This is a genomic window from Streptomyces lomondensis (assembly GCF_014651035.1).
GTDB classification, from domain to species: Bacteria; Actinomycetota; Actinomycetes; order Streptomycetales; family Streptomycetaceae; genus Streptomyces; species Streptomyces lomondensis.
Genome location: NZ_BMWC01000008.1, coordinates 110,415 through 130,971, shown reverse-complemented (window position 1 = coordinate 130,971; position 20,557 = coordinate 110,415). Strand labels below are relative to the sequence as shown.

At 72.1% G+C, this 20,557-nt stretch carries 26 protein-coding genes and 1 tRNA gene; 8 read left to right on the top strand and 19 right to left on the bottom strand.

Annotation, left to right across the window (positions count from 1 at the left end; genetic code table 11):
- The first annotated feature begins 32 nt into the window (after positions 1–32).
- Positions 33–803, top strand: a complete 771-nt coding sequence (locus IE255_RS25695) for a TetR/AcrR family transcriptional regulator (protein ID WP_190052737.1) — start codon at positions 33–35, stop codon at positions 801–803.
- Positions 804–814: 11 nt separating this feature from the next.
- On the opposite strand, the gene IE255_RS25690 is transcribed toward IE255_RS25695, so the two are convergent.
- Both IE255_RS25690 and IE255_RS25685 read right to left on the bottom strand, forming a co-directional pair.
- On the bottom strand, positions 815–1,285 hold the full coding sequence (locus IE255_RS25690) for a PPOX class F420-dependent oxidoreductase (protein WP_190052736.1): 471 nt from the start codon (positions 1,283–1,285) through the stop codon (positions 815–817).
- 10 nt (positions 1,286–1,295) lie between these two features.
- The gene (locus IE255_RS25685) at positions 1,296–1,649 is read right to left on the bottom strand and encodes an STAS domain-containing protein (protein WP_372487585.1); all 354 of its coding nucleotides are present in this window, start codon (positions 1,647–1,649) and stop codon (positions 1,296–1,298) included.
- A gap of 258 nt (positions 1,650–1,907) precedes the next feature.
- Between IE255_RS25685 and IE255_RS25680 the strand changes: the two genes are divergently transcribed.
- On the top strand, positions 1,908–2,588 hold the full coding sequence (locus tag IE255_RS25680; RefSeq protein WP_190052734.1) for an ANTAR domain-containing protein: 681 nt from the start codon (positions 1,908–1,910) through the stop codon (positions 2,586–2,588).
- 57 nt (positions 2,589–2,645) lie between these two features.
- A complete protein-coding gene (locus IE255_RS25675) occupies positions 2,646–3,347 on the top strand; it encodes a GAF and ANTAR domain-containing protein (RefSeq protein WP_190052733.1) in 702 nt (233 codons plus the stop codon).
- Here the strand turns inward: IE255_RS25675 and IE255_RS25670 are convergent.
- From IE255_RS25670 to IE255_RS25660, 3 genes are all read right to left on the bottom strand, one after another.
- Positions 3,330–4,151, bottom strand: coding sequence for a YceI family protein (locus tag IE255_RS25670; RefSeq protein WP_190052732.1), 822 nt, complete (start codon positions 4,149–4,151; stop codon positions 3,330–3,332). The genes IE255_RS25675 and IE255_RS25670 overlap by 18 nt on opposite strands.
- Positions 4,152–4,239: 88 nt before the next feature.
- Entirely contained in the window at positions 4,240–6,702 is a 2,463-nt protein-coding gene (locus IE255_RS25665; protein ID WP_505016482.1) for an MFS transporter, read from the bottom strand.
- 97 nt (positions 6,703–6,799) lie between these two features.
- On the bottom strand, positions 6,800–7,288 hold the full coding sequence (locus IE255_RS25660) for a MarR family winged helix-turn-helix transcriptional regulator (protein WP_190052730.1): 489 nt from the start codon (positions 7,286–7,288) through the stop codon (positions 6,800–6,802).
- A 214-nt stretch (positions 7,289–7,502) separates the two neighbouring features.
- On the opposite strand from IE255_RS25660, the gene IE255_RS25655 reads away from it, so the two are divergent.
- Positions 7,503–7,697, top strand: coding sequence for a hypothetical protein (locus tag IE255_RS25655; protein WP_190052729.1), 195 nt, complete (start codon positions 7,503–7,505; stop codon positions 7,695–7,697).
- A 449-nt stretch (positions 7,698–8,146) separates the two neighbouring features.
- Here IE255_RS25655 and IE255_RS25650 read toward each other — a convergent pair whose 3' ends face one another.
- The 8 genes from IE255_RS25650 to IE255_RS25615 form a co-directional block, all read right to left on the bottom strand.
- Complete coding sequence (locus IE255_RS25650) at positions 8,147–9,052, bottom strand: RNA polymerase sigma factor SigF (protein ID WP_190052728.1); 906 nt, start codon at positions 9,050–9,052, stop codon at positions 8,147–8,149.
- A gap of 268 nt (positions 9,053–9,320) precedes the next feature.
- Positions 9,321–10,160, bottom strand: a complete 840-nt coding sequence (locus IE255_RS25645; protein ID WP_190052727.1) for an RNA polymerase sigma factor SigF — start codon at positions 10,158–10,160, stop codon at positions 9,321–9,323.
- 189 nt (positions 10,161–10,349) lie between these two features.
- The gene (locus IE255_RS25640; protein ID WP_190052726.1) at positions 10,350–10,643 is read right to left on the bottom strand and encodes a Dabb family protein; all 294 of its coding nucleotides are present in this window, start codon (positions 10,641–10,643) and stop codon (positions 10,350–10,352) included.
- Positions 10,643–10,819: a hypothetical protein gene (locus IE255_RS25635; RefSeq protein WP_190052725.1), complete on the bottom strand. Its 177-nt coding sequence runs from the start codon at positions 10,817–10,819 to the stop codon at positions 10,643–10,645. The genes IE255_RS25640 and IE255_RS25635 overlap by 1 nt, the downstream gene beginning before the upstream one ends.
- A 100-nt stretch (positions 10,820–10,919) precedes the next feature.
- Positions 10,920–11,004: transfer RNA gene (locus IE255_RS25630), tRNA-Ser, on the bottom strand.
- 52 nt (positions 11,005–11,056) lie between these two features.
- Entirely contained in the window at positions 11,057–11,485 is a 429-nt protein-coding gene (tadA, locus tag IE255_RS25625; RefSeq protein WP_190052724.1) for a tRNA adenosine(34) deaminase TadA, read from the bottom strand.
- A gap of 56 nt (positions 11,486–11,541) precedes the next feature.
- On the bottom strand, positions 11,542–12,078 hold the full coding sequence (locus IE255_RS25620) for a tRNA adenosine deaminase-associated protein (RefSeq protein ID WP_190052962.1): 537 nt from the start codon (positions 12,076–12,078) through the stop codon (positions 11,542–11,544).
- 275 nt (positions 12,079–12,353) lie between these two features.
- The gene (locus tag IE255_RS25615; protein ID WP_190052723.1) at positions 12,354–12,587 is read right to left on the bottom strand and encodes a hypothetical protein; all 234 of its coding nucleotides are present in this window, start codon (positions 12,585–12,587) and stop codon (positions 12,354–12,356) included.
- A 133-nt stretch (positions 12,588–12,720) separates the two neighbouring features.
- On the opposite strand from IE255_RS25615, the gene upp reads away from it, so the two are divergent.
- On the top strand, positions 12,721–13,356 hold the full coding sequence (gene upp, locus IE255_RS25610) for a uracil phosphoribosyltransferase (RefSeq protein ID WP_190052722.1): 636 nt from the start codon (positions 12,721–12,723) through the stop codon (positions 13,354–13,356).
- 28 nt (positions 13,357–13,384) lie between these two features.
- Here upp and IE255_RS25605 read toward each other — a convergent pair whose 3' ends face one another.
- The 6 genes from IE255_RS25605 to IE255_RS25585 form a co-directional block, all read right to left on the bottom strand.
- Complete coding sequence (locus tag IE255_RS25605) at positions 13,385–13,999, bottom strand: LytR C-terminal domain-containing protein (RefSeq protein ID WP_190052961.1); 615 nt, start codon at positions 13,997–13,999, stop codon at positions 13,385–13,387.
- Between the two features lie 121 nt (positions 14,000–14,120).
- On the bottom strand, positions 14,121–14,417 hold the full coding sequence (locus tag IE255_RS25600; RefSeq protein ID WP_004943146.1) for a type II toxin-antitoxin system VapB family antitoxin: 297 nt from the start codon (positions 14,415–14,417) through the stop codon (positions 14,121–14,123).
- Positions 14,418–14,681: 264 nt separating this feature from the next.
- A complete protein-coding gene (locus tag IE255_RS39965; protein ID WP_267975012.1) occupies positions 14,682–14,813 on the bottom strand; it encodes a hypothetical protein in 132 nt (43 codons plus the stop codon).
- Between the two features lie 55 nt (positions 14,814–14,868).
- Positions 14,869–15,207: a hypothetical protein gene (locus tag IE255_RS25595; RefSeq protein ID WP_190052721.1), complete on the bottom strand. Its 339-nt coding sequence runs from the start codon at positions 15,205–15,207 to the stop codon at positions 14,869–14,871.
- A gap of 682 nt (positions 15,208–15,889) precedes the next feature.
- Positions 15,890–16,483 (bottom strand): HhH-GPD-type base excision DNA repair protein, encoded by a 594-nt coding sequence (locus IE255_RS25590; protein ID WP_190052720.1) that lies wholly within the window; start codon positions 16,481–16,483, stop codon positions 15,890–15,892.
- 37 nt (positions 16,484–16,520) lie between these two features.
- Positions 16,521–17,243, bottom strand: coding sequence for a siderophore-interacting protein (locus IE255_RS25585; protein ID WP_190052719.1), 723 nt, complete (start codon positions 17,241–17,243; stop codon positions 16,521–16,523).
- 80 nt (positions 17,244–17,323) lie between these two features.
- On the opposite strand from IE255_RS25585, the gene IE255_RS25580 reads away from it, so the two are divergent.
- The 3 genes from IE255_RS25580 to IE255_RS25570 are packed head-to-tail and all read left to right on the top strand — an operon-like array spanning position 17,324 to position 20,491.
- Entirely contained in the window at positions 17,324–19,417 is a 2,094-nt protein-coding gene (locus IE255_RS25580; protein WP_190052718.1) for a penicillin acylase family protein, read from the top strand.
- On the top strand, positions 19,410–20,018 hold the full coding sequence (locus tag IE255_RS25575; protein WP_190052717.1) for a GNAT family N-acetyltransferase: 609 nt from the start codon (positions 19,410–19,412) through the stop codon (positions 20,016–20,018). The genes IE255_RS25580 and IE255_RS25575 overlap by 8 nt, the downstream gene beginning before the upstream one ends.
- Positions 20,015–20,491, top strand: coding sequence for a cupin domain-containing protein (locus tag IE255_RS25570; RefSeq protein WP_190052716.1), 477 nt, complete (start codon positions 20,015–20,017; stop codon positions 20,489–20,491). The genes IE255_RS25575 and IE255_RS25570 overlap by 4 nt, the downstream gene beginning before the upstream one ends.
- Positions 20,492–20,557 lie beyond the last annotated feature (66 nt).

Below are 20,557 nucleotides of genomic sequence, written 5' to 3'. Positions count from 1 at the left end.
GAGCGGCATTGAAAGATCGAGGAAGGTGCGCCATGGCGAAAGCAGCCCGGGAAGGGCAGGCGCGGGCCAGTGTCTGGCTGGAAGGCAAGGCGCACCGGCGGCGCGGTGGGGGGCAGCCCTCGGGGCTGGACCGGGGGCGGATCATCGAGGTCACCGTGCGGCTGCTGGACGCCGAGGGGCTGGCCGGGTTCTCCATGCGGCGGCTCGCGGCCGAGCTGAACGTGACCGCGATGTCCGTCTACTGGTACGTCGACACCAAGGACGACCTCCTCGAACTCGCCCTGGATCACGTCATGGGCGAGATGCGGCTGCCCGACCCGGACGCCGATGAGGACTGGCGCGACCAGGTGCGGGCGCTCGCCCGGGAGTACCGGACGCTGCTGGTGCGCCACCCCTGGGTGTCCGCGCTGGTCGGCGTCTTCCTCAACATCGGCCCCAACAACCTGGCCTTCTCGCGGGCCGTCCAGCGCGTCGTCCGCAGGACCGGGCTGCCGGCGAAACGCCTGACGAGCACGATCTCGGCCGTCTTCCAGTTCGTCTACGGCTACGGAACGCTGGAGGGCCACCTCGCCACCCGGGCCGCGACCGCCGGCCTGACCGTGGACGAGTACTTCCAGCAGGCCCTGAGCACGGTGACCGCGGCCCCGCAGGCCGCCGACGTGATGCAGGAGTCGCAGGAGATCATGGCGGCGCGCGGCGGCGACACGGTCGCCGAGATGCTGGAGCGCGACTTCGAGTTCGCGCTGGAACTGCTCGTCGCGGGCATCGAGGCGATGGTCGCCCGGGAGCGCGGAGCCTCCTGACGAGGGACCGGCTACTCCCCCTCGGCCAGCCGCGCCGGGAACCCGCCCGTCGCCACCGGGCCCCACCGCTCCGGGGTGATCCGGATGATGGACTTGCCCTGCTTGACCATGGCCGCGCGGTACTCGTCCCAGTCGGGGTGCTCCCCGGCGATGTTCCGGTAGTACTCCACGAGCGGTTCGACGGAGTCGGGGGCGTCGACGACCTCGGCCGTGCCGTCGATCTGGACCCAGGGGCCGTTCCAGTCGTCGCTGAGGACGATCAGGCTTACCCGCGGGTCGCGCTTGGCGTTGCGGGTCTTGGCGCGCTCCGGGTAGGTGGAGACCACGATCCGGCCGGAGTCGTCCACCCCGCAGGTCAGCGGGGAGCCCTGGGGGCCGCCGTCGGCCCGCCGGGTCAGCAGGATCGCGTGGTGCCGGGGGCGGACGAAGTCGAGCAACTCGTCCAGGGAGACGCGGGTGTTCGTCGCGATGTTCGGTGCCATGTCCGGCAGCCTACGACGCCAGGGCCTCGGCGAGGTTGTCGTACACCGGGACGTCCCGGCGCAGTCCGGTCAGCTCCAGGACGCGGCTCGCGACGCCGTCGGGCCGGGCCACCAGGCGCACCCGCGCCTCGGGGCGCAGCCGGTGCCGTACGGCGTTGATGAGACGGACGCCCTGGGAGTCCATGAAACAGGTCGAGCTGAGGTCGAGGACGAGGACCTCCAGTCGGTCGCCCCGGGACTCGGCCGCGGACACGACTAGGGGCAGCAGCTCCGCCGCGTTGCAGAAGTCGATCTCGGCGGGCATGGCGAGGTGGACGCGGCCGGGCAGGTCGCGCGATTCGGTGGGATTCGGGAGGAAAGTCACGGTGCTCACCTGGCAGACGTTCGTCCGTATTCCGGTAAGGCCGCTTCCTGACCCGTGGGCCCATTCCACCATGCCGCGGGGCGGTCGCGGAAGCGTCTGCCGTGCCCGTCGGCCGGACGTCACTTCGAGGCAACCGAGCAGTTAGAGTGCTGTCCGTCCTGTGCTCGCAGTCGGGAATGTGCTGCGGAGCTCTCCTGCGCACGGCCATGGCCGTGCACGCCGAAGAGGTTCGTGGTGGCTGCGTCCGAGTTTCCTGATTTGCCCCGTTTTCCGGTCGGCTTCGAGCTGGCCGAAGCCCTCACGGTGGCTTCTCAGCAACTGCACGAGACCCTCACTCCGCACAGCACGCTGCGCACGGCGGTCCGGCTGGCCGTCCACCTCATGCCCGGGGCCGAGCACGCCGGCATCTCCGAGATCGACCGCGGCAACAAGCTCCGTACGCTCGCCTGGACCGACGAGGTGGTGCGCTCCGCCGAGGCCCGGCACGAGGGCCGCGAACAGCCCGGGCACTGGGAGCAGCTGTGGACCAGCCCGGTGGCGCGGATAGCGGACAGCGAGGCGGACGGCGGCTGGGACGTGCTGTCGGCCCTGGGGCTGCGCTCGGCGCTGTCGCTGCGGCTGCGCGCCGACCGCCGCCGGCTGACCGTGCTCACGGCCTACGCGCGCAAGCCGGGCGTCTTCGACGAGGACGCGACGCGCATCGGCCGGCTGTTCACCGCGCACGTCAGCATCGCCCTGGACTCCGCGACCGTGCGCGAGCAGCTCACCGAGGCCATGCACACCCGGGACCTGATCGGCCAGGCCACCGGCATCCTCATGGAGCGCCAGGGCATCGACGCGGCCGCGGCCTTCGAGAGCCTGGTGCGCGCCTCCCAGCGCGAGAACGTGAAACTGCGCGATCTGGCCCGCCGTATCGTCGGGGCTCACAACACCGCCTGAGGTGACGTGAGGTACCTCGGGGGCGTGTTCGCGTGACGACGGGATACCCGTACGGTCATGAGTTCCGAGACGTCCGACACGCTGGACCAGGCGATGGTGCGCAGCAGCGGTCTCGACACCCTGCTGCGCGATCTGACCGACCGCGCGGTGCAGGAGGTGCCCGGCGCCACCGCGTGCAGCATCACGGTGCGCCGCGTGGACCGGCTGCTCACCCTGGCCGGCAGCGACGGCCTGCCCAGGGGGCTGGACCTGCGGCAGTACGAGAACGGCTCCGGGCCCTGCGTCGAGGCCGCCGAGACCGGCGCCGAGCAGTACGCCCCGGACCTGGCCGCGGAGTCCCGCTGGCCGTCGTACACGGGCTACGCGCTGTCCACGGGCGTCCGCTGCGTGCTGGCGGTGCCGATCGCCGTCGAGGGCGAGACGGGTGCCGCGATCAACTTCTACGGGGCGCGGGCCGGGGTGCTGGGCACGGGCCGGGAGGCGGCCCGCGCCTTCGCGGCCCGGGCCGGAGACGCGATCAGCGTGGCGCTGCGCATCGAGCGGCGGCGCCAGTCGGCGGCCGACGTGCGCACCGCGCTGCTCTCCCGCAGCGTCATCGACCAGGCGATCGGCATCCTCATGGCCCGGGAGCGGATCGACGCCCGTGACGCGCTGGAGCGGCTGCGCCGCGCCTCGCAGCACCGGAACGTCAAACTCCGGGACCTGTGCGGCCAGTTGGTGGCGAAGGTCTCCGACCCGGCCTCAGGCAGACGGCAGTGACTCGCCCTGCACGGCCTGGATGTCCAGCTCCACCTTGAGCGTCGTGCCGACGGCGGCGATGCCCGCCTGGAGGACCTGGTTGTATTTCATCGCGAAGTCCTCGCGGTGCAGTTCGGTCGTGGCGCGGAACGCCGCCCGGGTGCCGCCCCAGGGGTCCGGGCCGGTGCCGAGGTAGGCCAGGTCCAGGTCGACCGGCCGTACGACGCCGTGCATGCCGAGCTCGCCGTGGACGGTCCACCGGTCGGACCCGGTGGCCGTCAGCCCCGTGGACCGGTAGGTGATCTCGGGGAACCGCTCGACGTCGAGGAAGTCCGCCGACTTCAGGTGCCCGTCGCGCATGCCGTTGCCGGTGTCGATGGACGCGGCCCGGATCACCGCCTCCACGCGGGACTTGGTGACGTCGTCCGGGGCGATCTCGATCGCGCCGGAGAACTCCGTGAACCGGCCGTGCACGCTGGAGATGCCCAGGTGCTGCGCCACGGCGGCCACGCTGGAGTGCACCGGGTCGATCGTCCACGGCCCCGGCGGCGGCAGCTCGGTGCCGCCCTGCCGCGCCAGCGTCACCGTGCCGACCTCGGCCCGCCCGCTCGCCGTGACGATCACACTGGAGGCCGCGGGCGCGTATCCGACAGCCGTGACGATGACGGTGTACGCCCCCGGCTCCAGCTGCGTGGCGTCCCGTACGGCGCCCTCCGCGTCGGCCTCGGCCCGCAGCACCTGCGCGCCCGTCATGTCCGCCACCGTGACGACCGCGTGCGACACGGCCCATCCGTCCCGGGTGCGGATCCTCGCGGTCAGTCCCATCTCACGCAACTCCTCAGAAAGAAACCGGCCCGCGGCAGGGGCGCACCTCCGCTCAGAGCGCGCCCACCGCCACGGGCCGGGGTCCGTACTACTCGCCGGGGTGGGCGAGTTCGATGTCGTGGCCGTCGGTGCCGCGGCCGGTGACCGTCAGGGCGGTGGCCACCGGCGGGTAGCCCGTGGCGATGACGGTGTACTCGCCGCCGTCCAGGTCGGTGAAGGCGTAGGCCCCGTCCGTCCCGGTCGTGGCCGAGCCGACGACGTTGCCCGCCTGGTCGACCAGCGTCACCCGGGCGTCGGCCAGCGGCCCGTGCGGGGCGCGGACGACACCCTGGACGCGGGCGCCCGAGTCCAGGTCGATCTCGACCCGGGTGACCCCGGTGCCGCCCACCTCGACGGGCAGGGCGCGCGGCCGGTACCCGGCGGCGTTCACCGCCACGGTCACCGCCCCCGGCACCAGCTCGGCGAAGGAGAACTCGCCCTGCTCACCCGTGGCCTGGGTGGCCAGCAGATCCCCGCGCACATCGGTCACGATGACCATCGCGTCCTTGACCGGCTGCCCGCTCTCCGCGGCCCGCACCAGGCCGGTCAGCCCGCTGGTGCCGCTGAGCAGGATGTCGTAGGCGAGCGGCTCGCCGTTCACCACGACCGTGGACGCCTGCGGCTGGTAGCCGTCGGCGGAGGCGATCAGGACGTACGACCCGGAGCCCGGGGCGTCCACCGCGTACGAGCCGTCGGCCTGCGCCACGGACCGGCCCAGCTGGCGCCCGGCCAGCGAGATCAGCGTGACGGCGGCCTGCGGCACCGGCGCGCTCTCGCTGCCGCGGACGAAACCGCGGACCGGCACACCGCCCCCGTCGGACACGGGCTCCTCGGCCCGGGCCACCGTGGCGACGGCGGCGAGCCGCCGCGTGCCCTCGGGCCCGGTCCCGCCGGCGGTCTCGGTGTCCGCCACGGCCCAGCTCGGCACGGCCTTCTCCGCGGCGGGAGCCTCGGCGGCCACCTCGGCGGGAGCCTCCGCGCGGGCGCCGGTGTCCGCCGCCTGCGCCAGCCCACCCCTCGTCTTCAACGGGACCTCCTTGATGAACAGCGACACCAGCAGCGCGAGCAGCGCCAGCGGGGCCGAGTAGAGGAACACGTCCGCGACACCGTGGCCGTAGGCGCTCTCCACGACGGTGCGGATCGGCGCGGGCATCGCGCCGAGGTCGGGGATGTTGCCCTCGCCCGTGCCGGCGTGACCGAGGGCCGCGCCCTTGGGACCGAGGTCGGCGAGGCCGTCCTTGACGTAGTCGGTGATCCGGTTGGCCAGGACCGCGCCCAGGGCGGAGACGCCCACGGCACCGCCGAGGGACCGGAAGAAGGTCACCGTCGAGCTCGCGGCACCGAGATCACCCGGCTCCACCTGGTTCTGCGTGCACAGAACCAGGTTCTGCATCATCATGCCGATGCCGAGACCCAGCAGCGCCATGAAGATCGCTATGTGCCAGTACTCGGTGTCGTACCGGATCGTGCCCAGCAGCCCGAGCCCGGCCGTCACCAGCACACCACCACCGAGCAGCCACCCCTTCCAGCGCCCGGTCCGGGTGATGATCTGCCCGGAGACGGTGGAGGAGACGAACAGACCCGCGATCATCGGGATCGTCATGACACCGGACATCGTGGGCGACTTGTCCCGGGCCAGCTGGAAGTACTGGCTGAAGAAGACGGTCCCCGCGAACATCGCGACACCGACGAACAGCGAGGCCAGGGAGGCCAGCGTGATGGTGCGGTTGCGGAACAGCCGCAGCGGGATGATCGGCTCGCTCGCCTTGGCCTCGACCAGGACGAACAGCGCCAGCAGCACCACGGAACCGCCGACCATCGCATACGTCTGCCACGACACCCAGTCGTACTTGTCACCGGCGAAGGTGACCCAGATGAGCAGCAGGCAGACGGCCGCGGTGATGAAGAAGGCACCGCCCCAGTCGACCTTGACCTTCCGCTTTACCACGGGCAGGTGCAGGGTCTTCTGCAGCACGATCAGGGCGATCACCGCGAAGGGCACGCCGACGTAGAAGCACCAGCGCCAGCCGAGCCAGTCGGTGTCGGTGATGACACCGCCGACCAGGGGGCCGCCGACCATCGCCGTGGCGAAGACGGCGCCCAGGTAGCCGTTGTACCGGCCGCGCTCACGCGGCGAGATCATCGCCGCCATGATGATCTGGGCCAGCGCGGACAGACCGCCCATGCCGATGCCCTGGACCGCGCGGAACGTGATGAGCGTTTCCGGGTTCTGCGACATGCCAGCCGCGGCCGAGCCGGCCACGTAGATCACGAGCGCCAGCTGCACGAGCAGCTTCTTGGAGAACAGGTCGGCGAGCTTGCCCCACAGCGGGGTGGACGCTGTCATCGCCAGCAGGGCGGCGGTCACGACCCAGGTGTAGGCGCTCTGGCCGCCGCCGAGGTCGCTGATGATCCGGGGCAGGGCGTTGGAGACGATCGTCGACGACAGGATCGCGACGAACATGCCGAGCAGCAGGCCGGTGAGGGCCTCCATGATCTGCCGGTGCGTCATCGGAGCGCCGTCGCCGGGGGAGCCGTGGGAGCCTCCCCCGTGCTTGGCATGAGCCCGCACACCGGCTGGTGTGGTCGTTGCCATGGGCTTCCTTCTCTTATGTGCTTGCGGGTGTACGGGTGGTCCGGTGGGAGGCGGGCGGGGCCGCGCGGGCCGCGGGCCGGCAGTCGAAGCTCTCCCTCAGCCGCGCCATCAGCTGGGTGAGCCGGCCGACGTCCTCGTCGGTCCAGTCGCTCAGGCGCTCGGCGAGGACCTCGGTGGTCCGCCGGGACAGCTCGTCGAGCTGTGCGTGGCCCGCGGGGGTGAGGCGCAGGATGCGGGAGCGCTTGTCGGCGGGGTCGGGGGAGCGTTCGATCCAGCCCCGGGCCACGACGTGCGCGACATGGCGGCTGGTGACCGACATGTCCACCGCGAGCAGCTCGGCGAGCTTGCTCATGCGCATGTCGCCGTGGCGGCCCAGCAGCGTCAGTACGGCCGCCGACCCGCCGGGGCACTCGGCCGGCATGATCCGGCCGAGCTCCCGCTTCACGGCGCCGAAGGCACTGAACTGGCGGACCAGCTCTTCGTACTGCGCCCTCTCGGCCATGACACCTCCGCGTTCGTTGCTTAGGGCAACCATGACAGCTATTGGTTGCTGAAGGCAAATAAAAGAGGTGGGTGCGGCACAAAAAGTTGGCAAAGGCAAGTATTGCGACAGTAAATGTGCAGGTGGCGACCCCGGAGGTACGGGTCGCGCCGGGGCAAACGGAAGGCCAACCCCCACTTGGGGAGTCCCGGTGTTTTCGCTAGGGTCTCGGGCCATGGCTAACAACCAGGCCCCCCAGGGCAATCACGACCCTGCCGGCAGCACCCAGATGTTCCGCGCGTTCGTCGACGAGGCGCCGCAGGGGCGGCAGGCCGCGGCGACCGGCGGCGGACCGCGGATCGGTCTCATCCTCGGCGTTGTCGTCGCCGTCGCGGTTGTCGCGGCGGTGGCTTGGCTGGCGCTGGCGTAACCCGTACGGAGGGTTTTCCGCGGGTGGGGCAGGCCGTTGCCTGGTGCTGCCGGTTTCAGGTGCTCGGCGTCGGTGCTGAGGCCGGGGCGTCGCGCAGCCCGGCGGAGCGGGGTGCCGCTGCGCCCACCCGTGCCGCCCTTAGCGGCACGATTGCCCGCAGCTGAGCGGACCAGCGGCACGACTGTCCGCAGCTGAGCGGGACTGGCGGCCCGCCCCGGCGCGCCCGCACCCGCGTACGGCGAGAAGGGGCCGTGTCGGGGGGTGTCCGCCCGCAGCGGTTGGCGCGTCAACGCCAGTCAGTCGGTAAGACACCCCATCGCGCCGTTCCGAGGACGGATACCCCCCGGCGCGGCCCCGACCCACACCCGGCGTCAGGCGAGGGCGCGCACCCCCACCGAAGCAGCCACAGGCCGCCGCAGGCACCCCGCGGCGACCCGCTACCCGCAGCGTCAGTCCGAGATCAGACCTTCCCGCAGCTGCGCCAACGTCCGCGTCAGCAACCGCGAGACGTGCATCTGCGAGATGCCGACCTCCTCGCCGATCTGCGACTGCGTCATGTTCGCGAAGAAGCGGAGCATGATGATCCGCCGTTCGCGCGGCGGCAGCTTCGCCAGCAGCGGCTTCAGGGACTCCCGGTACTCCACGCCCTCCAGCGCCGTGTCCTCGTACCCCAGCCGGTCCGCCAGCGACCCCTCGCCACCGTCGTCCTCCGGCGCCGGCGAGTCCAGCGAGGACGCCGTGTACGCGTTCCCCACCGCCAGGCCGTCGACGACATCTTCCTCGGACACCCCGAGCACGGAGGCGAGTTCGGTCACCGTCGGCGACCGGTCCAGCTTCTGCGAGAGCTCGTCGCTGGCCTTGGTCAGCGCGAGCCGCAGCTCCTGAAGCCGGCGCGGCACCCGCACCGACCAGGACGTGTCGCGGAAGAACCGCTTGATCTCACCCACGACGGTTGGCATCGCGAACGTGGGGAACTCGACGCCCCGTTCGCAGTCGAACCGGTCGATCGCCTTGATCAGCCCGATCGTGCCGACCTGGACGATGTCCTCCATCGGCTCGTTCCGCGACCGGAACCGCGCGGCCGCGTACCGCACCAGCGGCAGGTTGAGCTCGATCAGCGTGTCACGGACGTACGCACGCTCGGGGCTGTCCTCGTCGAGCGCGGCCAGCCGCAGGAACAGGGAGCGGGACAGGGTGCGGGTGTCGATGGCCCCCGTGGCCGGAAGCGCCGGCGCGGGCTCGGTCGCGAGCTCGGCCGGAACGTCGTCGATGGGGCCGAGTGAGTCGAGAGCATGGGGAGCTGTGTCGCTCTCCGCGAGCGTGAGCACCTTCGAGCTGCCCTGTTCTGCGGACATGCCACCCCCTTTGGGTCGCGGGACGGTCGCGGCGAACGCCCCCGCCTGAGGAACGCAGCCTTCACCTGAATACCGGAGCCGAAGCCCCGGCAAACGCGCTTCACGCAGAATGTCACATGTCGGCAACACGCTGTAGTGACATGTCGACATCTGAGACGCGAATCAGCCCTGCAAACAAGGGGTCTGACGCCTTTTCGGCCCGGAACCGCCGAGAACAGCCCTGATGAGGGATTCCCTCCCGCCGGTGACCTCTCGCTCCTGTTTGCGGTTAGGCGTCGATCCGGTTCGCAGACCGCAACCGCTGGAAGCTACGCGCGAGTAGCCGCGACACGTGCATCTGCGAGACGCCGAGTTCCGCGCTGATCTGAGACTGCGTGAGATTGCTGTAGTACCGCAGCAGCAGAATGCGCTGCTCCCTTTCGGGCAGCTGGACGAGCAGATGCCGTACGAGATCCCGGTGCTCCACACCGTCCAGCGCGGGGTCCTCGTAGCCGAGCCGGTCCAGCAGCCCGGGCAGCCCGTCGCCCTCCTGGGCGGCCTCCAGCGAGGTGGCGTGGTACGACCGCCCGGCCTCGATGCAGGACAGCACCTCGTCCTCGCCGATGCGCAGCCGCTCGGCGATCTCCGCGGTCGTCGGGGACCGCCCGAAGGCGGTCGTCAGGTCCTCGGTCGCGCTGTTGACCTGCACCCACAGCTCGTGCAGCCGGCGCGGCACATGGACCGTGCGGACGTTGTCGCGGAAGTAGCGCTTGATCTCGCCCACGACCGTCGGCATCGCGAAGGTCGGGAACTGCACGCCCCGGTCGGGGTCGAAGCGGTCGATGGCGTTGATGAGCCCGATGGTGCCGACCTGGACGACGTCCTCCATCGGCTCGTTGCGGGAGCGGAACCGGGCGGCCGCGTAGCGCACGAGCGGGAGGTTGGCCTCGATGAGCGCCCCGCGCACCCGGTCGTGTTCGGGTGTGCCCGGCTGGAGCTCCTTGAGCTGGGCGAAGAGCACCTGCGTCAGGGCGCGGGTGTCGGCGCCACGGCTCCGCTGCGGAGCGGCTGGGGCGGCTTCGGAGGTGGGTGCCTGAGGTGCGGTACTGGCCAGCACGGTCAACTCCACCTCGTCATCGTCAACTCATCGTCTACTCCATCAAAAGCGGTCATAGCATCACAAGACATGTGCACTGTGTGCAAGAACCCCATAACTACGTGTTGAGGGATGAATGCCGCATAAATCGGCCCGCAGCAGATCAACGCGGGCAACAGAAGAGCCCCCCGCCGGTACGGCGGGGGGCTCGAAGTGAGGGGCTCAGAACTCGTAGTCCGCGATCACCCACGTGGAGAACTCGCGCCACAGCGCGACGCCCGCCTGGTGGGCCGGATGCTCGACGTACCGGCGCAGCGCGTCCGCGTCGTCGAAGGCCGAGTTGATGGCGAAGTCGTGGGCGATGGGGCGGTCGCTGACGTTCCAGCCGAGCTCCCAGTAGCGGATCTCGGGGATCGTGCCGTCGAGCGCGCGGAAGGCCTCGACGCCCTTCAGGACCCGCGGGTCGTCGCGCTCGACACCTTCGTGGAGCTTGAAGAGGACCAGGTGGCGGATCATCACTTACCTCCGTTGGCGACCCAGGTGGCGAAGTCGCCGAGGGCACCCGCGGCGTCCGATATGCCCTGGAACCCTATCAAGACGTAGTCGGAGGCCTTCTCCGGGTCAGTGATGATCACGTAGAAGATGAAGACCACGAGCACGTAGACGGCAACCTTCTTGGCGTTCACCGCCATCGCGGCCTCCCCTGTCCCTGGTGTCCCATGCAGCGCACATGATCGCACGAAGGGGCTGATCGCATGAAGGGCCCCGTCTGACGACGGGGCCCTTCTCAAGCGGTAGCGGAGGGATTTGAACCCTCGGTGACTTGCGCCACACTCGCTTTCGAGGCGAGCTCCTTCGGCCGCTCGGACACGCTACCGAGGGAGACCTTACAGCAAGATGCGGCGTGCTCCGAAATCGGTATTCGGGGTTCAGCGGGTGCGGAAGAACTCGGTGAGGAGCCGGGCGCACTCCTCGGCGAGCACGCCCTCGATCACCTCGGGCCGGTGGTTGAGCCGCCGGTCGCGGAGGAGGTCCCAGAGGGAGCCCGCCGCGCCGGCCTTCTCGTCGCGGGCGCCGTAGACGAGCCGGTCGACGCGGGACTGCTGGATCGCGCCCGCGCACATCGTGCAGGGCTCCAGCGTGACCACGAGCGTGCAGCCGGCCAGTCGCCACTGCCCGAGCCCGGCCGCGGCCCGCCGCAGGGCGAGGACCTCGGCGTGGGCCGTGGGATCGCCGCCGGCCTCGCGTTCGTTGTGCCCTGTCGCCAGCACGGTGCCGTCCTCGGCGAGGACGACGGCGCCGACGGGGACGTCCCCGCCCCGGACGGCCTCGGCGGCCTCGTCCAGGGCGCGTCGCATCGCGGGCCGCCAGGGGTCCCGTACCGGATCCGGCGGCCCGGGGGCGGGACGAGCGGTCAGCGGACGGTCTCCAGGGTCTCCGAGGCGCCCAGCGACTCGGCGATCTCGGTGACGGCGTCCGTCGTCAGCGAGCGCAGCTCCTTCTCGCTCACGCCGAGGTCGTCCAGGATCTGGGCGTCGCCGACCGGGCCGTGCGGCACGGAGTCGGCGGTGCCGACGACCGGCTCGGCGTCATCGGCCTCGTCGTCGTCGGGTTCACCGTCCTCGGTGCCGTCGAGGTCGAGGGCGTCCAGGACGTCCCCGTCGTCCGGATCCCGGCCGAGCAACTCGTCGGTGAGCAGGATCTCGCCGTAGCTGCTGCGGGCAGCGGCGGCGGCGTCCGAGACGTAGATGCGAGGGTCCTCCTCGCCGTCCACGCGGACCACGCCGAACCAGGCGTCCTCCTGCTCGATGAGCACGAGCACCGTGTCCTCGTCGGGGGAGGCTTCACGGGCCAGGTCGGCCAGATCCGACAGGGTTTCCACATCGTCGAGCTCTGTGTCGCTCGCTTCCCACCCGTCTTCGGTGCGCGCGAGCAGTGCGGCGAAGTACACCGTGACTCTCCCACTGGTCATAGGCGTGCCGGTTGGGGGTCCCCCCGGCGGAGGTTGCGGGCGGGGAGTGCTCCTCCGAGCCCCACCCACTCGGAATCGTGGCAGAAACAAGGCGTTCAGGGGACGTCTTCGGCTCCCTGTGTCCGGCACTTCTGCTCGCACGCTCGTTGCCGCCACCTGCGGATCGTACGCGGCTTTGCCCCGCTCCACGCACGGCCACCTCGACAACGCCCGCGCGGTTCGTGATCTTCCCCGGCGGTTTCCTCACCCGTTTCCTACCAGCGGAACGTGCGCATGCGCATCGCGTGCCGCAGCCGGGCCGTCTTGGCGCGGCGCGGCTGGACGCGGTCGCGCAGCTCCCGCGCCTCGGCCAGGTCGCGCAGGAACCGGGCGCGGCGCCTGCGGCGCTCGGCGTCCGACTCGTCCGTCCGGTCCGTCCGGTCGGTGTACAGATCCGCCCCGGGCTGCGCGCGCGGCGACGGATCTTCCAGGGAATCCCGGTCGGGCATCAGGTTCACCACCCCCAAGTCCGTCCCTCCCACTTTCCCCCGGACGGGCGGTTTGACGCCAGCGAACGGGTGACGGCCGGGCGGGGGGCTTGCCGGGCGGACGGGCTCATCCGGCCCGGTTACTGTTGTCGGCATGCGTCTCCATGTCGTCGACCACCCCCTGGTCGCCCACAAGCTCACCACGCTGCGCGACCAGCGCACCGACTCCGCGACCTTCCGCCGTCTCGCCGACGAGCTGGTCACCCTGCTCGCCTACGAGGCCACGCGCGACGTGCGCACCGAACAGGTCGACATCCGGACGCCGGTGGCCGCGACCACGGGCGTCAAGCTGTCCCACCCGCGTCCGCTGGTGGTGCCGATCCTGCGGGCCGGCCTCGGCATGCTGGACGGCATGGTGCGGCTGCTGCCGACCGCCGAGGTGGGCTTCCTCGGCATGATCCGCAACGAGGAGACGCTCCAGGCCTCCACGTACGCCACGCGCATGCCGGAGGACCTGTCGGGCCGTCAGGTGTACGTGCTCGACCCGATGCTCGCCACCGGCGGGACGCTGGTCGCGGCGATCCAGGAGCTGATCCGGCGCGGCGCCGACGACGTGACCGCCGTGGTGCTGCTGGCCGCGCCGGAGGGCGTGGAGGTCATGGAGCGCGAGCTGGCGGGCACGCCGGTGACGGTCGTGACCGCCTCGGTCGACGAGCGCCTGAACGAGCACGGCTACATCGTGCCGGGCCTCGGAGACGCGGGGGACCGGATGTACGGCTCGGCCGAGTAACCCGGCCGGCCCCCGGGCCCTACGGGGCTCAGCAGCCCTTCTTCGTCGGCGTCGGCTCGGGCCTGGCCAGCTTGGTCAGGGCCTGGTCGGCGTCCGTCCGCTTCGCCAGTTCCTTGAAGCCGTCGCCGATGACGAGGTCGACGGCGGTGCCCTTGCGGGCCGCCTCGGTGCGCCGCTCGGCGCCCGGGAGCTGGGTGCCGAGCACGGGCAGCGAGGTGTCGAGGGCGGCGGCGGGGCCGAGCAGCACGCCGGGGCCCTTGACCTTCTTGTCGTACTCCTTGCTGGCGTTGCCCACGTCGCCGATCTTGAAGCCGCGCTTCTTCAGCTCGTCGGCGGTCTTCTTCGCCAGGCCGCTGCGGGTGGTGGCGTTGAGCACGTTGACCGTGATCGCGCGCGGCTCGGGCAGGGGCCTGGCGCTGGGCGAGGGGCTCGCCTTGGTGGCGGGGCCGCACTCCGTGCCGCCGCCGGCCGCCGAAGCCTTTCTGCCGCCGCCGGTGAAGACGTCGACGAGCTGGAGCGTGCCCCAGCCGCCCACGCCGAGGACGACGGCGGAGGCGGCGACCAGGACGACGAGCCTGCCGCGCCGCCGGGGCCGCCGCATCCGCGGGTACTTGTTGCCCGTGATGCGGTACTTGCCGCCCATGCCGGGGGGAGTCAGCATGCTCATGAGCGCAGCGTAGTGCGCCCGGACGACGATGCCTACTAGATGATCATTCGACGTCGCCCAGGGGAACCCGAAAGGGCCAACCCGTTTCCGGCGGGTGTCAGTCGAGCTCGAGCACGCGCGCGTGCAGCACCTGGCGCTGCTGGAGCGCCGCCCGCACCGCGCGGTGCAGGCCGTCCTCCAGGTACAGATCGCCCTGCCACTTCACGACGTGCGCGAAGAGGTCCCCGTAGAACGTCGAGTCCTCGGCGAGGAGGGTCTCGAGGTCGAGCTGCTGTTTCGTCGTCACGAGCTGATCGAGGCGGACCGGGCGCGGCGCGACGTCCGCCCACTGCCGGGTGCTTTCCCGGCCGTGGTCGGGGTACGGCCGGCCGTTTCCGATGCGCTTGAAGATCACACGGAAAGCCTACCGGTCAAGACCTTCCGGGCGCAGCCATGGCGCCGAGGTACGACGCCGAAAAAAACCCCGCAAGGCGGTACGAAAAGGGAACAGGGCGTGAATATGCCGGACCGCGAGACCTGCCCGTGCGCGCCCGATTCGCTCGAAAGGGGTCGGCGTCTTCTTCGTGCCCCAGGCCCGCCCGGGCCCCCGAGTACCAGGACGGCGCGGCGTTCCGGACGGCGGAGGCGTCGACCGGGTCGCCTCCGCCGCCGCGGTGGGTCAGCCGCGCTCCTGTTCCCTGACGGGCTGCTGCTTGCGCGTGTCCGGCTTGGGCCGGGACGGCTTGGGGGCGCTGCGGACGGCCTCCGCGCGCACCAGGGCGCGCAGGACCGCGTACGGGTCTTGAAGCATGGCTGTGTCGTTCCTTCCGTTCCGTGCGGCACTGATGGACCGGTTGCGGGTCCGTTCAGCAGCGCAGGACCTCGGAACGCAGGGGGCGGGGGTCGTGCGGCGGGCTCGGCGGCACGGGCACGGGGAGCCGTGCGGTGGACGCGGGCCCGGGGGCGGGGAGAGGGGCCGGGCGCAGCGGTACGGGGGTGCGGCGGGCGGTGCGGGCCGGCAGGCGCAGGGCGGTGTCGAAGGCGTCGTACTCGACGGTCGTGCTCTCCCCCGGGACGGTGGCCGCCGGCCCCGTGTGCGTCGCGGCGTGCGCGCCGGGCACGAGCAGGGCGAGCAGCAGGACGAGCACCCGCAGCCAGGCGTTCCGGCGCGGGGCGCGGGGGAGCGGCTGGGGTGCGGGGTTCATGGGAGGTCATTCCCCGCCGTGTTCGGGCCGTTCATCCCGCCCGCTCGGAGAACCGCCCGCTCGGCGTACGGCGGGCCCGGGGTCGAGGGGAGCCGACCGCTGGTCGCTCTCCGGGGGACGGCTCGTGGTGTGCGGCTTGCGGCGTGCGGAGGGGGCCGGGCCGTGCGGGTCGGGGGGCCAGGTGTCCGGCCGGCCGGCAGGTGGCGTGCGACCGGGACGTTCGCGGTGGCCCTGGTCCTGGGGCGCCTGCGGGTCCCGCGGCCAGCGGTCAGGGGGGCCGGGCGGTGTGTGACCGTGCCGTTCGTGGGTGTGCGGGCCGTCCGGGCCCGGGCCCTCGGGGACGTAGGGTTCCGGGCCCTGGGGCGGGCGGGGGGCGCGGTCGTGGGAGGGTTCGCGCTCCGGTTCCCAGGGGGAGCCGCTCGGTGGCTCGGTCATGGTCCATGCTTGGACCGGGCCGGAGGGGCCCGCCACCCGGGGCGGGCCAGGCGGCTGACGGCTAGGGCCTGTCGTTTGGATCACGCCGCAGACGCGGGGTCTGGCACGCACATCTGCCGCGTTGTCGTCGGTTGCCGACGCTCCGCGTCGACGCCCTCCTCCGCCTTGCAGCTGCACGCACCAGACCCCGCTCACCGGCACTGAACAGCACCGTCACTTCCCTGCGACCTGATCCAAACGACAGGCCCTAGCCGCCGGCGGCCTTCGCGGCCTTGGCCGCCGCCTTCATCTCCTGCTTGTGCGCCCGTACCTTGGCCAGCGACTCGGGGCCGGTGATGTCGGCGACCGAGCGGAAGGACTTGGGCTCGCCGTAGGAGCCGGCCGCCTCCCGCCACCCGGTCGGCCGCACCCCGAGCTGCTTGCCCAGCAGGGCGAGGAAGATCTGGGCCTTCTGCTTGCCGAAGCCCGGCAGTTCCGCCAGCCGCTTCAGCAGCTCCTGGCCCGTGCCGACGTCCTTCCAGACGGCCTCGGCGTCGCCGTCGTAGTGCTCGACGAGGTACTGGCACAGCTGCTGGATCCGCTTGGCCATGGAGCCCGGGTAGCGGTGCACCGCGGGCTTCTGGGAGAGCAGCGCGGCGAAGGCCTCGGGCGCGTGCGCCGCGATCTCGTGCGCGTCCAGATCGTCGGTGCCCAGCCGCTGGGCGATCGTCGCCGGACCCTTGAACGCCCACTCCATCGGGATCTGCTGGTCCAGCAGCATCCCGACCAGCGCGGCGAGCGGACTGCGGCCGAGCAGCGCGTCCGCCTCGGGGTCCTGGGCGAGGTGAAGAGTGACGTCCATGCCCCGATCATCCCCCGGGGCGGGTCCGGCCGCGTCCTCAGCCGGCCCGCCAGTAGCCCAGCGCGTGCACCCGCTGCTTGGGCAGGCCCAGTTCCTTGCGGACGTACGCCGCCAGCGTCCGGGTGGTGGCCGTGTCGCAGGCGATCCAGACGTACGGGTCGGAGGTGTCCTGGAGCAGCCCGGGCAGGTCCGACTTCACGCGGTCGACCAGATGGGCGCCGGAGTCCTGGCGGGGCACCTTGCGCAGCTCGTGCCGGTCCGGGTCGGTGCGGAACGGCAGGTCGTCGTCGCCGCCCTCGAACCAGACGGTGGCCGGGGCGGAGCCGAGGGCGTCCAGCAGGGAGTTGATGGCCGGCAGGGAGGCCGGGTCGCCGACGGCGAAGACGTGGGAGGGAGCGGGGTCGGGATGCTCGAAGCCGGTGCCCTGGACGGTCGCCTCGATGGTGTCGCCGGGCTTCGCCGCCCGGGCCCAGTCGCTGGCGCACCCCTCGTGCAGGGCGAACTCCAGGCTGAAGGTGCCGGCCGCCGGGTCGGGGTCGACGAGGGTGTAGGCCCGCTGGTGGGGCTTGCCCGCGTTGTCGAACCACAGCCGGACCCACATGGTGGGGTGGACTCCGGTCGCCGCCAGCAGACCGCCGTCGGTGAAGCGCAGCCGCCGGTAGTCCGGGGTGACGTCCTCGGCGTCCGTCACGGTGAACACGAAGTCCTTCGCGCGCAGCAGTCGTAGGACCGCTCCCTCCCAACCCCGCCCCTGCCCCATCCCGTGTTCACCCTTCGCGTACGATTTCGCCCCAGCTCTGACTTAGGCAAGGCTAACCTAAAGGAAAGTAGGGGCACAGCGTGGCCACCGAGATCTACCGTGATGCCTGGGGCATCCCGCATCTGCGCGCGGGCAGCGCGGCCGGACTCGCCCACGCGCAGGGCCTCGTCACCGCCCGGGACCGGGCCTGGCAGCTGGAGGTCGAGCGCCACCGGGCGCGGGGCACCTCGGCGTCGTTCCTCGGCGAGAGCGCCCTGGCCTGGGACCGGTTCGCCAGACGGGCCGGACTCGACGACACGGCGAGACGCTGCTTCGAGCACCTGGAGAGACAGGACCCGGAGACGGCCGCGTGGGTGACGGCGTACGTCGACGGGGTCAACGCGGGGCTGGCCGAGGGAGCGGACGCGGCCCCCGAGTTCACCCGCACCCGGCTCGCTCCCGGTCGCTGGGAGCCCTGGACCCCCCTCGGCGTCTGGCTCGCCACGCACATCCTCTTCGCCGGGTTCCCGGCCAAGCTCTGGCGCGAGCACGTGGTGTCCCACCTCGGCGCGGACGCCGTCGGCCTGTTCGCCACCGACGGCCCCGGCACCTCCGGCAGCAACGGCTGGCTGGTCGGCGGCGAGCGGACGGTCACCGGGCAGGCGCTCATCGCCGGCGACCCGCACCGCTGGATCGAGGACCCGGGCGTCTACCAGCAGATCCGGCTGTCCTGCCCCGAGTTCGACGTCGTGGGCCTCGCCGTCCCGGGCGTCCCCGGCATCGCCCACTTCGGGCACACCGGCACGGTCGCCTGGGCCATCACCAACGCCATGGCCGACTACCAGGACCTGTACCGGGAGCGGCTGCGGCGCACCGGAGCCGGAGTGGAGGCGCTGGACCCGGACGGCGTCTGGCGGCGGGCCGTCCGGCACACGGAGACCGTCGAGGTGGCGGGCGAGGAGCCGGTCGAGGTCGAGGTGATCGAGACCGGCCGGGGCCCGGTGGTCATCGGCGGACCGGAGGGCCTGGACGGCGGCACCACCGAGCCGGACCTGCCCCCGGTCGCCGTCAGCCTGCGCTACCCGCCCCGCGTCACCGGCGACCTCGGCTTCGGTGCCCTGCTGCCGCTGCTGCGGGCCCGCCGGGTCGCCGATGTGGACCGGGCCTTCGACCGCTGGGCCGAGCCCGTCAACGTCGTCCAGGCCGCCGACACCGAGGGCGGTGTGCTGCACCGCGTGGCCGGGCGGGTGCCGCTGCGCGCCGAGGCCAACCGGCTGCGCCTGGTGCCCGCCTGGGAGCCCGGCCACGAGTGGCGCGGCTGGCACGAGACGCCCCGCGCCGGGCTCACCGACGGCGTCGCCGTCATGGCCAACCAGCGCGGCCCGGCCGAACCCCTCGGCGTCGAGTTCGCCCCGCCCCACCGCCACGACCGCATCGCCGCGCTGCTCGCCGGCAAGGAGCGCTGGTCCGCCGCCGACATGCCCGCCGTCCACACGGACACCCACCTCGCCTCCGCGACCACCCTCCTGAACCACCTCAAGTCCCTCGACGACCTCACCCCCGAGGCCGCCGCCCTCCGGGACCGCCTCCTGGGCTGGAACCGCCGCATGGACGCCGGCAGCGCCGACGCGGCCCTGTACGCGGCGGTGCGCTCGGCGGTCGTACGGCACCTGGCGGCGCACCCGGCGTTCACCGCGCTGGCGACACCACCGGCGTACCCCGAGGTGTTCCTGCCCTGGCTCGCCCTCGTGCCGCGCGTCGGCTTCGCCCTCGAACACCTGCTGGCCGCCGAGGAGCTGTACGGGATCGACCGCCCGGCGGCGGTCCGCGCGGCCGTCGAGGAGGTGGCCGCACGTCCACCGGCCGGGGTCTGGGGCGACACCCACCGGCTCGCCCCCTGGCGGGCGCTGGAGCCGGAGCAGCCGTACGACGAACCGGGGCTGTCCGGCGACCACGACTGCGTGCTGTGCACCTCGGGCGTGCCGGGCCTCACCGACCGCGCCGCACGGGGCCCGGCGGCCCGGTACGTCTGGGACCTGGCCCGGCGCGAGGACAGCGGCTGGGTGATCCCGCTCGGCGCCTCGGGCGTCCCCGGCTCGCCCCACCACCGCGACCAGCTCCCCCTGTGGCTCGCCGGCGACCTCGTCCCGGTCGTCACCGACTGGACCCTGCTGAAGAAGGAGACCGATGTCTGACCCGTACGCCTCCCGCACGGCCGTCCACCAGCAGGTGGCCGACGGCTTCGGCACCGTTCGCGTCCTGCCGCTGGACCCGCGGGCCGACGCCGGGACGGTGCACCGCTGGGTGAGCGAGGACCGGGCCGTCTTCTGGGGCATGACCGGCCTCACCGAGCGGCAGGTCGCCGAGATCTACGCCCACATGGACACACTCACCACCCACCACGCCTTCCTCGTCGTCCGGGACGGCGACCCGGTCGGGCTCCTCCAGACCTACGAGCCGGAGGCCGACCGCGTCGGCGACTGCTACGACGTCCGGCCCGGCGACATCGGCGTCCACCTGCTGCTCGCACCCGCCGGGCCGGACGGCGTGCGGCCCGGCTGGACCGCCGGGCTGGTGACCGCCGTCGCCGAGTACGTCCTGCTCGGCCTGGACCGCCGGCGGATCGTCGTCGACCCGGACGTGCGCAACGAGAAGGCGATCGCCCGTTTCCTCAAGCAGGGCTTCCGGGCGGGACCGGTGGTCGTCCTGCCGGAGATCGACCTCCCGGACGTGTACCTGCCGGAGAAGAAGGCCCAGCTCGCCTTCCTCGACCGGGAGATACTCTTCCCCGCGTGACGCCCGACGACCTCATCGCCCACTACGGCCTGGAGCCGATCCCCCGCGAGGGCGGCCTGTTCCGCCAGACCTGGGCCGGCCCCGAACGCCCCGACGGCAGACCGGAGGGCACGGCGATCGTCGCGCTCCTCACCGCGGACGACTTCTCCGCCCTCCACCGCCTGCCCACGGACGAGATCTGGCACTTCTACCAGGGCGATCCCCTGGAGCTCCTCCTGCTCGCCCCGGACGGAAGCACCCGGACGGTGGTACTGGGCCCGGACGTCCTGCACGGCCAGCACGTCCAGTTCACGGTCCCGGCGGGCACGTGGATGGGCGGCAGGGTGACCGAGGGCGGGGCGTGGACTCTGTTCGGCTGCACGATGGCGCCCGGCTTCACGTTCCAGGGCTACGAACACGGAGACGCGGAGGAGTTGGCGGCGAGCTATCCGGCAGTGGCTGACAAGATCGCAGGACTTTCCCGACCTTCTTAGGGGCGCGGGGAACTGCGCGAACAACCCCCCACAACCCGCAGCCGCCGCACAACAGACACCACCCTC

Coding starts and splice junctions, on each gene's coding strand:
- IE255_RS25640 (WP_190052726.1), bottom strand. CDS start 10,643: ATGATCCGCCACCTGGTCCTCTTCAAGCTCCACGAAGGTGTCGAGCGC.
- IE255_RS25690 (WP_190052736.1), bottom strand. CDS start 1,285: ATGGCACCGAACATCGCGACGAACACCCGCGTCTCCCTGGACGAGTTG.
- IE255_RS25670 (WP_190052732.1), bottom strand. CDS start 4,151: ATGGGACTGACCGCGAGGATCCGCACCCGGGACGGATGGGCCGTGTCG.
- IE255_RS25695 (WP_190052737.1), top strand. CDS start 33: ATGGCGAAAGCAGCCCGGGAAGGGCAGGCGCGGGCCAGTGTCTGGCTG.
- IE255_RS25585 (WP_190052719.1), bottom strand. CDS start 17,243: ATGGGGCAGGGGCGGGGTTGGGAGGGAGCGGTCCTACGACTGCTGCGC.
- IE255_RS25595 (WP_190052721.1), bottom strand. CDS start 15,207: ATGAACCCCGCACCCCAGCCGCTCCCCCGCGCCCCGCGCCGGAACGCC.
- IE255_RS25635 (WP_190052725.1), bottom strand. CDS start 10,819: ATGGCGGTGAACGCCAAGAAGGTTGCCGTCTACGTGCTCGTGGTCTTC.
- IE255_RS25665 (WP_505016482.1), bottom strand. CDS start 6,702: ATGACGCACCGGCAGATCATGGAGGCCCTCACCGGCCTGCTGCTCGGC.
- IE255_RS25660 (WP_190052730.1), bottom strand. CDS start 7,288: ATGGCCGAGAGGGCGCAGTACGAAGAGCTGGTCCGCCAGTTCAGTGCC.
- IE255_RS25615 (WP_190052723.1), bottom strand. CDS start 12,587: ATGCCCGACCGGGATTCCCTGGAAGATCCGTCGCCGCGCGCGCAGCCC.
- tadA (WP_190052724.1), bottom strand. CDS start 11,485: ATGCGACGCGCCCTGGACGAGGCCGCCGAGGCCGTCCGGGGCGGGGAC.
- IE255_RS25590 (WP_190052720.1), bottom strand. CDS start 16,483: ATGGACGTCACTCTTCACCTCGCCCAGGACCCCGAGGCGGACGCGCTG.
- IE255_RS25575 (WP_190052717.1), top strand. CDS start 19,410: ATGTCTGACCCGTACGCCTCCCGCACGGCCGTCCACCAGCAGGTGGCC.
- IE255_RS39965 (WP_267975012.1), bottom strand. CDS start 14,813: ATGCTTCAAGACCCGTACGCGGTCCTGCGCGCCCTGGTGCGCGCGGAG.
- IE255_RS25655 (WP_190052729.1), top strand. CDS start 7,503: ATGGCTAACAACCAGGCCCCCCAGGGCAATCACGACCCTGCCGGCAGC.
- IE255_RS25605 (WP_190052961.1), bottom strand. CDS start 13,999: ATGGGCGGCAAGTACCGCATCACGGGCAACAAGTACCCGCGGATGCGG.
- upp (WP_190052722.1), top strand. CDS start 12,721: ATGCGTCTCCATGTCGTCGACCACCCCCTGGTCGCCCACAAGCTCACC.
- IE255_RS25650 (WP_190052728.1), bottom strand. CDS start 9,052: ATGTCCGCAGAACAGGGCAGCTCGAAGGTGCTCACGCTCGCGGAGAGC.
- IE255_RS25675 (WP_190052733.1), top strand. CDS start 2,646: ATGAGTTCCGAGACGTCCGACACGCTGGACCAGGCGATGGTGCGCAGC.